Genomic DNA, 11,956 nt, shown 5'->3' with positions numbered 1-11,956 from the left:
GGGAGCCGGCAGTGGCAACGGACATCCACATTCCCGCGGGCGAGCTCGGGGAGGCCAAGAAGGTGCTGAGCTTCGTGCACGAGAACATCGACATCGGACACAACACGTTCAACTTCGATGCGGCGTTCGGCCCCGAGCTGTCCCGCGGAGCCGCCCAGAACTTCGAGAACAGGTGGGAGGACGGCAAGCACCAACTGCAGAAGCAGGTGGAGGGTATCCGCGACGCCATCGACAACATCCTCGACTCCTTCGCGAAGACGGACCAGGACGCGGTGGCACATCTCGGCGACGGTGGCGGTAAGTGACCTCCCCGACGGACATGGTGAAGGGTGACCGATGAGCACGGCACAGCGATTCCTGCTGGACATCCCCGATGGGTGGCAGCAGATCGATCTGAGCGGCGAGGAACTGGCGCGGGTCCGCACACAGGCTCTCGCCTCGACCGACGACCCACGGGAGAAGGCTCAGATCAACGACATGTTCCGGCAGGGCCGTGAGGTGACCCGCGCGGCACGCCGCCACGGAGCACTGCTGGCAGTGGGCACGGCGGCCATGTATCCCGACGGCCTGTTCATGGCGTATGGCATGGTCTTCGCCGTCACCACGCCCGTGGGTCAGGAGCTGACGCTGCCCGTGCTGTCCGCGCAGGTGGGTGTCTCCTCGGCCACGAGTGTGGCGCCGAAGGACCGGGTGATCACCTCGGTGAAGGTGCCTCATGTCGGTGCGGCGGCGCGCGTCACCGGCACCGAGGTGACCCGGCTGACCGGCGACATCGACGTCAAGCTGCTGACGATGCACACGATGATGCCGGTGCCCGGCACCACCCAGGACTTCCTCGTGATCACCCTCGCCAGCCCCAACCTGCCGTTGAAGAACGAGGTGTACGACCTCTTCGACGCCGTCACAAGCACCTTCCGGTTCATCAGCGCTGACGGAGTCCAGGTCCCTGTGGGAGCCGTCGACGCCCAGGACAGCTCCTCGGGCTGAAGCCCCTGAACGTCACCGCGGGGCGGCCGTCGTACGGATGGCCGCCCCGCGGTGGGAGGTGAGGGTGCACCCCGGCTTCTAGCGGTCCGCCTCCAGGAACGGCACCTGCACGGTCCGCAGCACCCCGTCGCCCAGGTGCAGCAGACCGCGCCCCGGCTGCGGGGCCTGGCCGACGACACCACGGGTCAGCTTCACACCGATGACCTCTCCGTCGCTCAGCCCCTGCGGGGAGAGCAACATGCCGGTGCGGTTGCGCTTCACCTGCCCCATCCATCCGGCCAGGCTCAGCGACAGCGACTCGGCGTTGCCGGCCGCGAGCACTCCCCAGCCGGTTCCGGCGCCGCCGCGGGCGAGCAGTGCGAGGTCGGAGTCGATCTCGGCCCCCATGAACAGTTCGGCGTCGTCCACGACGATCACCCCGTACTCCTGCGAGACGCTGCCCAGTGCCTGCCGGAAGTCGCCCGCCGCCACTTCCGCGTCGGTGATGACGGAGACCACGCCCGGCCGTCCTTGCAGATCGCGCAGGGGTGAGCGTCTCGGCGCCAGCACGATCAGGCCCGTGCCGGCCGCCAGCAGCGACTCCGCCGCGATGAGCAGCGCGGTGCTGCGTCCGGTGCGCGGCGGCCCGGCGATCACGAAGGTGGGCACGTCCGTGAGGTCGGGGCCGAGCGAGGTGAGGGTGTCCCCGCCGACGGCCACCAGGGGCCGCATCGGTCCTCCGCCGGTGTGCAGGGCGAGGGCGTCGGCGTACGCGATCCGGTCGGGCAGCACGTCCAGCCTGATCGCGCGGCGGACGGTGGGCACCGCGGCCTCACGCTCGGTCAGCTGCCGGCCCAGTGCCGCCAGGACCTCGGCCTGCGCGGTGCCCGCCAGGTCCTCGCCGAGGACGGCGATCTGCGCCTCGCTGAGGTCCTGGGTGCGGATGCCCCGGCCGGGCGCGGGGTCGGACGGTGCGGACTTGGTGGGGATGCCGACGCTGGAGTAGTCCTGGCGGTCGTTGAGCCTGAGGACGATCTTGTCCTCGGTGGTGCCGGAGAAACGGCTGCTGCCGAGCACTCGGTCACCTGCCAGTACGACGTGGATGCCGACGCCCGCACCGTCGCGCAGCAGACGCAGCAGGCGCTCCATGTAGCTGCCGTTGTCGTACGAGGTGAACTCGCGCTCGAAGACCTCGAACCGGTCGACCAGCAGCACGATGTGCGCGAGCCGCTCGTGCGGGGACTGGCCGCGGCGCAGTTCGGTCAGGTCCGCCGTGCCGCGCGCGCCCAGGATGCCCTGGCGTGCGGTGAGTTCGGTGCCGAGCCGGTCCAGCAGCCGGCCCAGCCGCTCGATCTGCGTGCGGTCGACGACCGCACCGCAGTGGGGCAGTTCGGTGAGCACGTTGAGCGCGCCGTTGCCGCAGTCGATGCCGTACAGATGCACGTCGTCGGCCCCATGGGCCTGGCCGATCGCCGCGGCCAGGGTGCGCAGGGTCTGGGAGCGCCCGCTGCGCGGCGAGCCGATGATGTGCAGATGGCCCGTCCGGTCGAGGTCGAACGTCAGCGGCGCGCGGCTCTGCTGGGCGGGAAGGTCGACCATGCCGTACACGACCGCGGGCAGCTCGGCCTCACGTTCGGCGGCGGGCTTCGGCGCGGGCGCCGGGGTCCACGGCAGCAGCGCGGGCAGCGGCGGCAGCCAGGGACTGGGCTGGCGCGGCACCCCGGCGAGCGTGGCGGCAACGGCAACGGCATCGGCGAGCACGGCGAGGTCGGTGACGGCCTCGGTCTGCGCCGCCGGGGAACCGCTGCGTGCGCGCTGATCCGGCAGCGGGCCTCCGAGATCGTTCCAGGACACCGGCATCGCGCTGACGGTCACCTCCGTCCCTGCGGCGGGCAGGCCGCCGGGACGGCGGCCGCCGACGCGTCCGGACTGGAACGGCAGCAGCGCCGACGGACCGAGACGGGCATAGGCGCGGCCGGGGTTGGCCGGGGAGATGTCACCGGAGTCGGGAGCGTCGATGATGTCGCGGCTCTCGCTGGTGTCGGTGGTGCGCAGCGCGATCCGCAGGTTGGTGTTGGCCCGGATGTCCGGGGTGACCGCGCCGCCCGGCCGCTGGGTGGCCAGCACGAGATGGATGCCGAGGGACCGGCCACGCTGTGCGATGTTCACCAGGCCCGATATGAAGTCGGGCAGCTCGCGCACCATGGAGGCGAACTCGTCGATGACGAGCAGCAGCCGCGGCAGCGGCGGCAGGACGTCGCCGCCCCGCGAGCGCTTGTCGAGGTAGTCCTCGATGTCCTTGGCACCGGCGTGCGCCAACTGTGTTTCACGACGGCGCAGTTCGGCACCGAGCGAGACCAGGGCCCGCTCCACCAGCCGGGTGTCCAGGTCGGTGACCAGGCCGACGGTGTGCGGCAGGTCGGCGCATTCGGCGAAGGCGCTGCCGCCCTTGTAGTCGACGAGGACGAACGTCATCTCGTCGGGCCGGTTGACCACGGCGAGGGTGGCGACGAGGGTCTGCAGCAGCTCGGACTTGCCGGAGCCGGTGGTGCCGGCGATGAGGGCGTGCGGGCCGTCGCGCACCAGGTCGACGGCGAACTCACCGTCGTAGCCGACGCCGAGGACCGCCTTCGTGGAACGGCCGCCCAAGGACCAGCCCGCCGCCAGCGCCTGTGCGGTGGGCGGCTCGATCCCCAGCAGGTCCAGCAGCCGTACGGATCCTGGCAGCGCGCCCTCGTCGCTGTCGCCCACACCCCGCAAGGGGGCAAGAGCCCGCGCGAAGTCCTCGTACCAGGCGGGTTCGGGAGAATCGCCGCGCACGTTCTCCAGCGCGGCGGCGGAGCCGGTGCGGACCTTGGCGGTCCCGCTGCCGGCCTCGGTGACGACGACGGCGCCGCACTCCTCGGGAAGCAGCCGCTCCTCCCGGTCGATGCAGATGGTGTGGACGCCCACCGCCGGGCCGTCGCGCAGCAGGGCGATCACGCCGGGCAGGGAGCGGGCCCGACGGGCCTCCTCCAGGACGACGAGGATGTCGGGGTAACCGTTGGCGCCGCCCCGCGTGATGTCGGGTCCGGCCGCGCCGCGGGCGGCGACGATCTGGCCGAGTTCGCCGATGCGGCGGGCCAGCGAGTCCGCGGTGCTGCCGATCAGGGCGTAGGCGTCCTCGCCCTGGGCCTGGCTGTGCGGCAGCCAGCGGGTCCAGGACCAGTCGCGTTCGCCGGACGGCCCGGCGAGGACGACGATGCGCAGGTCGGTGGGGCTGTGCAGGGCGGCGGCCTGAGCGGTCAGCCATCCCGCCAGCCGGGTCGCGCCCGATCCGGCGACACCCGCGACGCCCACCCGGCGCAGTGGCAGAGCCACCGGCACCTGGTACAGCCACGGCACGGTGTTACGCCGGTGCTCGTCCTGCTCCGGGTCGTCGACGCTGGCCGACGAGGGCAGATCGGTGGTGCCCGCGCGGACGGAGAGGAAGTCGGGGTCCTGCCACCGGCGTTCCCACAGCCGTTCCGACGGCTGGACCGCCATCTGCAGCAGCGCGGCCGGATCGGGCAGGGAGAGACGGAGGTTGTGCTGTTCGTCCAGAACGGCGGCGTCGATGTCCGCACGGACACCGGCCAGCGCCCGGTCGTACTCCTCCTTCTTCTCCAGGTACTTCAGCATCGCCTGCTTGCGCCCGCCGAACTGGGTGACCAGGGCTGCGATCGGCGAGAGCAGGGCGATGAAGACGAACGACCACCGGTGGGTGACGAAGATGGCGATCGCGGCGCTGCCGGCCGGCAGCAGCAGGATCGGCAGCAGCGGGATGGGCCGCTTGTCGGGTTTGACGGGCGGAGTGGGCAGCCGGAACTTCGCTCCCGCCGCGGGCGGCAGGAACCTCGGCGGCCGGTTGAACTCCAGACCGAGCCCGTCCTCCGCCGCGACCAGCGGAGCGCGCGCCACGCGCCTGGAGGTGAGTTCGAGCAGGATGTTGCCGACAGCGAGCTGGCTGCCCTCGCGCCATGGGGACGGGTGGTGCGAGGGCTTGCCGTCGACCAGCGCCGTCTCGGCCTCGAGGAGTTCGGCGCGGCCGTCGAGGTGGACCCGTACCCGTGCCGCGTGCGCGGGCGCGCCCTCGGCGAGGCGGATACGGCAGCCCGGGGCACTGCCGATGTCGTAGTCGCCGGGAACCAGGCGGTAGGTGGTGCCCGCACCCGGCCCGGAGACGATGCGGACCTCACTACGGCCCTCGGGCTCGGCCTCCCGCGGAACGGGAGCGCCGAGCCCCAGATCCATGCCGTCCCGTACGCCCGCCACCTGCAGCGTGCTGCTCGGGTCGACGAGCGTCGGGCCGAGGTACAGGGCCGGCTCCGGCTCTGCGGTGCCGTCGGCCCCCGCGTACCCGACGGCGCGTGCGAGTTCGGACGCGAACCTGCCCGCGGTGGCGGTCGGTTCGGTCTGCACGGCGACGGTGGTGGACACCCCCTCGGCCCGCGGGTCACGAACGCTGACGGTCAGTCGCACTGCTCATCGTCCTTCTCGGGTAGCGGTGGGTACGGCCGGTGGGTCAGGACAGAGCGGAGCCGAGCTGGTTGTCGGTCTGGTCGAAGGCCTCACCGACGGACTTCACGTACTGGCCGATGCCCTGCAGGCCCTGGTTGACCTGCTCGAAGCCCTTGGCGAACTCGTCGAAGAACGGCGAGAACTTCTGCTGGGCGGCCGGGGTGCTGTAGCCGTCGGCGAGCAGGCTGGAGATCTTGGTCCTGACCTCGTTCAGCTTGTCCTGAAGCTGGGAGAAGTCGTTGAGCAGCGCCTGCGAGGTCGACGAGGTGGTGTCGGAGTTCACGCTGTAGTTGGGCACGGAGGTACTCCTTGCTGGTGCGGTTGGTTCCGTCCATCCGTTCGAGGACGGAGAACTGGGTGTGCGTGTGCGGCTAGCCGCCCTCGCCGTCGGCCACGGCCGGTGCGGGAGCCGGGTCGGGCGGGGCCGCCGGCGGGACTGCGGGGCCTGGGTCCACCGGTGTCGGAGGACGCGGGGGGACGTCGATCGGGGACACAGGATGCGAGCCTGTCGAGGACGGCGACTCCGGCGCGGCGTCCCTCATCGCCACACCCAACACGGGCACTTTGTCCTCATCGACGTTCGGGAATCTCGTCGCCCCCACCAGATCCGACTGCCTCGCCAGATCGTCCGGCACAGAAAGGCCCGACGTCGCGGGATGCGAGCCCGCCGGGGCCTGCGGCGGGGAAACATCCGACGGCACCGGATGCGCATCCACCGGCGACGTGGGATGCGAGCCCACCGGCGACGGCGGCACAGGAACGTCTGGCGTCCCAGGACGCGCATCAATCGGCGACTGCGGCACAGAACCATCCGGCGACCCAGGATGCGAACCCACCGGGGACGGCGGCACAGAACCATCCGGCACCCCAGAATGCGAACCCACCGGCGACTGCGGCACAGGAGCGCCCGGCGTCCCAGGACGCGCATCAACCGGCGACTGCGGCACAGAACCATCCGGCGACCCAGGATGCGAACCCACCGGGGACGGCGGAGACCCATCCACCGGCGCCCCGGGATGCGAACCCACCGGAGACTGCGGCACAGGAACGCCCGGCGACCCAGGACGCCCATCAATCGGCGACTGCGGCACAGAACCATCCGGCGACGCGGGACGCACATCCACCGGCGTCGCGGGATGCGAACCCACCGGGGACGCCGGCAAAGAACCGTCCGGCGAAACCCCAGGATGCACATCGATCGGCGACGTGGGATGCGAGCCCGCCGGGGACTGCGGCACAGGAGCATCCGGCGACGCAGGATGCGAACCCACCGGGGACTGCGGCACAGGAGCATCCGGCGACGCAGGACGCCCATCGACCGGCGACTGCGGCACAGAACCCGTCGGCGACCCAGGACGCACATCCACCGGCGACTGCGGCACAGAACCCGTCGGCGTCGCGGGATGCGAACCCACCGGGGACTGCGGCACAGAACCATCCGGCGACCCAGGACGCGCATCAATCGGCGACCGCGGCGGGGAACCCGTCGGCGACTGCGGCGGAGACGCGTCCGGTGATGACGTCGGCTCGGCATCCGGGCGGGGGCGGCCCTTGAAGGGGATCTTGTCGGTGAGGTTGCCGGTGGCACGGCCGAGGCCGGCTCTGCCGATCGCGCCTACGGCGAGTTTCGAAGCCGAGTTGGCGATCTCGCCGGCGGCGACCTCATTGGGGTCGCCGCCCTGGGCGACGCCGACCCCGATCTTCGTTCCGAGAGTGGCGCCCTCTTCGAGGAAGCTGCCCAGCTGGTCGGACACCTGCTTGCCGCGGGAATCACCGACCGCAGGCTCCGCGGTGTCGCCGAACCGGCCGCTCTCGCCCTTGCCGAGAGCGCCCACCACGCGCTTGAAGGCCGCTCCGGCCAAGGCACCGGCCGCGGCGCCCGCGAGGATGCCCTCAGGCGTGAGCTTGTCGTGGTTGGCGGCTTTGGAGGCCGCCTCGATGGCGGTGTTGGCGGCGAAGTTACCGACGACCTCCCCGGCGAACTCCCCGGTGTTCTTGACGATGGGACGACTGAGGAAGCCCCCGACGACCTTGCTGTTGGTGAGCGTCTCGCCGATCCTGCTGATGCTGCCCGAGGCCCGACCGATCAGAGCCGAGTTCTTCACCGCCGCCGGAAGCACGGCGGAGCCGATGGCCTCCGCGGCTCGGCCGCCCACCCTGAGCAGCGAGCCGCCGGGGATGAGGCCCAGCAGACCGGTGACGAAGTCACCGGCCTTGATTCCGCCCGTCTGACTCGCCACGACTTGGTTGAAGACGAACAGCAGGCCGCCGAGCAGGACTCCGGCGAGGGGGAAGAAGACCCCTACCACCGCCACCAGGATGGCCAGCAGGATCTGCACGAAGGGGAAGTCCTTGAAGAAGTCGGCGATCTTCTGGAAGACGTTCCGCTCCGGGATCGCCTCGTCCGCCGCCCGGTCCAGCACCTCGGCGCACCGGCGCTGCGCTCTCTCCCGCAGCGTCTTCGCCTGCTCCGCCAGACTCCGCGCCCTGCTCATCTCGGCCTGGCCGGCGTCGATGGAGTCCTGGGTCGAGCGCGCCTGCGCCCGCTCCTCATCGGTCGCGTCGGCGCTCAACTGCCGGGAGGGCTGGCTCGCCTGCGGTGCGGCGGCTCGGGCCCGGTCCACGGCCTGGTCGAAGTCGCCCTGCGCCACCCGCAGTTGGGGTATGTAATCGGCGTAGGCCTGCGCCGCGTCGTGGTACGACCTCATCGTCTTGGTCAGCTTGTCCGGCAGATCGTCGCCGATCTTCGCGATGAGCCGGTCCATCGCCGCACCCTTGCCCGTGGATATCCCCCCGTCCTTCTTGACGAGGTTGAGCGCCCTCTCCGCGTTGTCGCCGATGTCGCGGTAGCGCGTCACGATGCCCTGGATGAGGTCGGGGTCGCCCGGCGTCGGGTCCGAGTCCATCCCGAGAAGCTGGAAGTCCTCGGGGCTCGAGTGCCGACGTGCCATTGCGATTCCCCCGGTCCGGTGTCTGAGGCGTGCGATCGCGAGGTACACGGGGCAGGGCTCATGGAAGGTTCAATAAATTTCGCTTCACCTTCGAACGTTTTGGCCCGGCGGCTCCGTGTAGTCGGTGCAACGCAACACCGGACGACATGGGTGGACACGATGAGCAACGGCGCGGGCCAGGTGCCCGAGCATCGGCCGAGAACTGCCGCGGCACACGGCATATCGCAGGCACTGCTGTGCGCCCTGACAGCCCTGCTGGCGGCGTTCCTGATGGCACTCGGCGCAGCCGGTTCCGCACAGGCAGCACCTCTCGGCGACGACCTGATCAAGGTGTTCGTGGTCCCGGACCCGACGCAGACCGGCGGACAGCTCGCCACCTTGCAGTCGATCGCCGCGGCCACACTGGGAGACGCGGCACGGGCCGAAGAGATCTTCGAACTCAACCGCGGTCTGACGCAGAAGGACGGAGGCGCCCTCGACAGCCCCGGTGACCAACTGCACCCGGGCTGGATCCTGCGGCTGCCGAAGGACGCCTCGGGACCCGGCGTACAACTGGCCAGGGACAGCGGAGGCCAAGGCAGCGCCTCCACTCCCCCGGCCTCCGGGTCCACGGCCCCGCCGGGCACGGACACGGGCGGCGAGCAGTCCACCATGCTCACCATCCCCCTGGCCGCCGCGATCGCGCTGCTCGGCGCGATCCTGCTCGCCCTGGTCACCGCGGGCATCGTGGGCCGGCGGAAGGTTCGTGCCGGAATCGCCGTCGTCCGCCAGGGCCTTCACAAGCTGGGCGAGCCCGCCCGCCGTCGCCGCAGGCTGGCGCATCGGCAGGCGACCAGCCGCAGGTTCGACGCGGACGCCGACTCGGTGCGCCGTGCCTACGGCGCCCTCGGCGAGTTCGCCGCCACGGACCGGGAGCCCGAGCGGCCGGTGCATGCGCTGAGCGTCGACGACGCCGGCGTGACGGTGTGGCTGTCGGCGTCCGATACTGCCGGCGCACCGTGGACGGGCATCGACGGCACGCGCTGGCGTCGTCCCGCTGCCGCGCCAGGCCGGCAGTTCCCCGGCGGGGACGGCATGGCCTCACCCGCCGTCCCCACCACGGCCTGCCTGGTCCGGGCCGGCACGAACGCCGACGGCAAGCCTGTGTTCGTCGACCTCAGCCGCCTGGACGGCGTCCTCAGCGTGACCGGTGAGAAGGCGGTGGCCCGTGATGTCGTACAGAACCTGCTGGCGGAGATCGCCCGTACCCGCCCGGGCACTCCGGTGACCGTGCTGCGGGGAACGGCCGACGCTCCGCCGCTCGCCGTACCGCCGAGCCTCCAGCAATTGCCGCAGGTCACCCCCCAGCCCGTGACCACTCCGGTCCCCGCGCAAGGAACGGTGCGCGGCGCCGCCTCGCGTCGGCCGGTCAAGGGCCTGGTCGTGGTGGCGGGTACACCGACCGGGCGGGAGGCCGCCGAACTGGCAGCCCTGTGCGGTCCTGGCGGTGCGGGCTGGACCGGGCTCGTCTACGGGGAGACGCAGGACGCACACTGGCGCTGGTACACCGACGGCGACGGCCGCGTCGACATTCCTGTGCTGGACCTGAACCTCACGGTGCCCGCCTGAGCGGGGCGCCGGCCCGTCACCGGTGGACGTCGTGATCTTCCGGCAGCGGACCGGCACCATCGCCGACAAGCGACCAGGGCTCGCCCCTCTCGCGTGGCACACGGCGGCAGGTCCCCAGCGCACCCGCCCTCACCTGCACGGATACAGCTGAGCGAGCCAAGCCCCCGATTATGGATTGACTATTCCACAAAGCGCGCTACGCTGTCCCCATGGCACGCATCAGGGAATTCGACACGGACCAGGCGGTAGACCGCGCCATGGATCTGTTCTGGCGCCAGGGCTACGCCGAGACCTCCCTGCAGGACCTGCTGAAGGAACTGTCCATAGGCAGCGGCAGCTTCTACGCGGCCTTCGGCTCGAAGGAGCAGCTCTACGTCCGCTCCCTCGACCGGTACATCTCCCTCCAGGGCGGCGACCTGGAGGCGACCCTCGACGAGACGCCCGGGATCCGGCCGGCGGTCCGCAGGGTGCTCACCTCCCTCATCGAGGCGGACCTGGCCGACCCCACGCGTGGCTGTCTCGTGGTCAACACCGCCACGGAGTGCGGCGACCACCCCCTGGCGGCAGACCGCGTCAACACCGCGATCCGGCAGGTCGAGTCCTCGCTCGCCGGCGCCCTGGAGCGGGCACAAGCACGCGGGGAGATCTCCCCCGAGAAGAACCCGAGTGAATTGGCCAGGTTCCTGACCACGTTCATCCAGGGGATCCGCGTCGTCGGCGGAGCACGCATGGGGAGGGAGTTCATGGAGGACGCCCTGTCCACGGCGATGCGCGTACTGGACTGACACACCGCGGAGAACCCGCACAGCGCCCGCATCCGCGGTTCGTCGTACCTTAATTATGTATTGATCAATCCAGAAAGGAACCGTCATGGAACTGCACCTCAAGGACAAGGTCGCCGTAGTCACCGGAGCCAGCAAGGGCATCGGCCTGGCCGTGGTCGAGAAGCTGGCCCGGGAGGGCGTCAAGGTCGTGGCCGGCAGCCGCTCCTCCACTCCCGAGCTGGACGCCCTGGCAGCCGACCACGACGTCACCGTCGTGTCGGTCGACCTGTCCACCAGAGAGGGAGCGGAGAGCCTGATCCAGCAGGCCGTGGAGCGACACCAGCGCCTGGACATCCTGGTCAACAACGTCGGCGCCGCCGAACCCCGCGAGTCGTTCCTCAAGGTCGACGACGCCGACTGGCGGCGGATCTTCGACCTGACCTTCTTCAGCGCCGTCCGCGCCAGCCGCGCCGCCCTCCCCCATCTGATCGCAGCGGGTGACGCGGCCATCGTGAACATCAGCTCGATCAACGCCCGGCTGCCCTTCCCCATGGTGGTCGACTACTCGGCGGCCAAGGCCGCACTGACCAACCTCAACAAGTCCCTGTCCGAGGAGTTCGCACCTCAGGGCGTGCGCGTCAACGCCATCGCTCCGGGCCCGGTCCGCACGCCGTTCTGGACCGCACCGGGCGGTTTCGCCGACGCCACCGCCGCGGCCGCCGGGACCACCGCGCAGGAAGCGCTGGACGTCCTCGTGCCGCAGAGCATGGGCATCACGTCCGGACGCATCAGCGAGGCGCACGAAGTCGCCGACCTCACCCTGTTCCTCGCCTCACCCCTCGCCGCGAACATCACCGGAACGGAGACCCTCATCGACGGTGGCCAGACCAAGACGCTCTGAGGCCGACGCACGGCACCCGCACCTCAAGGCCGCCGGGCAGGAGACGGGCCGCACTCCGCGATACGAAGCGGACCGGACTGGACCGGACCGGAGCAAACCGGACCGGAGCAGACCGGAGCAGGCCGGAGCAGACCGGACCGGACCCGATCACCGATCACGCCGGATGCCGCCACCCAGCCTCCGGCCGGCCGACCCGCGACCGCCCCGCCATCGGCGGCCGTCCGGGA

General features: G+C 71.0%; 8 protein-coding genes. 5 read left to right on the top strand and 3 right to left on the bottom strand.

Features of this window, described 5'->3' with window-relative positions:
- The first annotated feature begins 11 nt into the window (after positions 1-11).
- Both ACZ69M_RS00210 and ACZ69M_RS00205 read left to right on the top strand, forming a co-directional pair.
- Positions 12-305, top strand: coding sequence for a hypothetical protein (locus ACZ69M_RS00210; RefSeq protein WP_470045718.1), 294 nt, complete (start codon positions 12-14; stop codon positions 303-305).
- A 31-nt stretch (positions 306-336) separates the two neighbouring features.
- Positions 337-987 carry a hypothetical protein gene (locus ACZ69M_RS00205; RefSeq protein ID WP_470045717.1) on the top strand — a complete coding sequence of 217 codons (651 nt, stop codon included), beginning with the start codon at positions 337-339 and terminating at the stop codon, positions 985-987.
- A 78-nt stretch (positions 988-1,065) separates the two neighbouring features.
- On the opposite strand, the gene ACZ69M_RS00200 is transcribed toward ACZ69M_RS00205, so the two are convergent.
- The 3 genes from ACZ69M_RS00200 to ACZ69M_RS00190 all read right to left on the bottom strand — a co-directional run bounded on the left by ACZ69M_RS00200 (position 1,066) and on the right by ACZ69M_RS00190 (position 8,270).
- A complete protein-coding gene (locus tag ACZ69M_RS00200; protein WP_470045716.1) occupies positions 1,066-5,466 on the bottom strand; it encodes an FtsK/SpoIIIE domain-containing protein in 4,401 nt (1,466 codons plus the stop codon).
- Positions 5,467-5,509: 43 nt separating this feature from the next.
- Positions 5,510-5,803 (bottom strand): WXG100 family type VII secretion target, encoded by a 294-nt coding sequence (locus ACZ69M_RS00195; RefSeq protein ID WP_466676168.1) that lies wholly within the window; start codon positions 5,801-5,803, stop codon positions 5,510-5,512.
- A 73-nt stretch (positions 5,804-5,876) separates the two neighbouring features.
- Complete coding sequence (locus ACZ69M_RS00190) at positions 5,877-8,270, bottom strand: hypothetical protein (RefSeq protein WP_470045715.1); 2,394 nt, start codon at positions 8,268-8,270, stop codon at positions 5,877-5,879.
- Between the two features lie 345 nt (positions 8,271-8,615).
- On the opposite strand from ACZ69M_RS00190, the gene ACZ69M_RS00185 reads away from it, so the two are divergent.
- The 3 genes from ACZ69M_RS00185 to ACZ69M_RS00175 all read left to right on the top strand — a co-directional run bounded on the left by ACZ69M_RS00185 (position 8,616) and on the right by ACZ69M_RS00175 (position 11,729).
- Entirely contained in the window at positions 8,616-10,064 is a 1,449-nt protein-coding gene (locus tag ACZ69M_RS00185) for a hypothetical protein (protein WP_470045714.1), read from the top strand.
- A gap of 209 nt (positions 10,065-10,273) precedes the next feature.
- Positions 10,274-10,849 carry a TetR/AcrR family transcriptional regulator gene (locus tag ACZ69M_RS00180; protein ID WP_470045713.1) on the top strand — a complete coding sequence of 192 codons (576 nt, stop codon included), beginning with the start codon at positions 10,274-10,276 and terminating at the stop codon, positions 10,847-10,849.
- An 85-nt stretch (positions 10,850-10,934) separates the two neighbouring features.
- Complete coding sequence (locus ACZ69M_RS00175) at positions 10,935-11,729, top strand: SDR family NAD(P)-dependent oxidoreductase (RefSeq protein WP_470045712.1); 795 nt, start codon at positions 10,935-10,937, stop codon at positions 11,727-11,729.
- Positions 11,730-11,956 lie beyond the last annotated feature (227 nt).

It is taken from the genome of Streptomyces sp. NPDC107454 (assembly GCF_055582885.1).
This window is presented reverse-complemented; position numbering and strand designations above follow the sequence as displayed.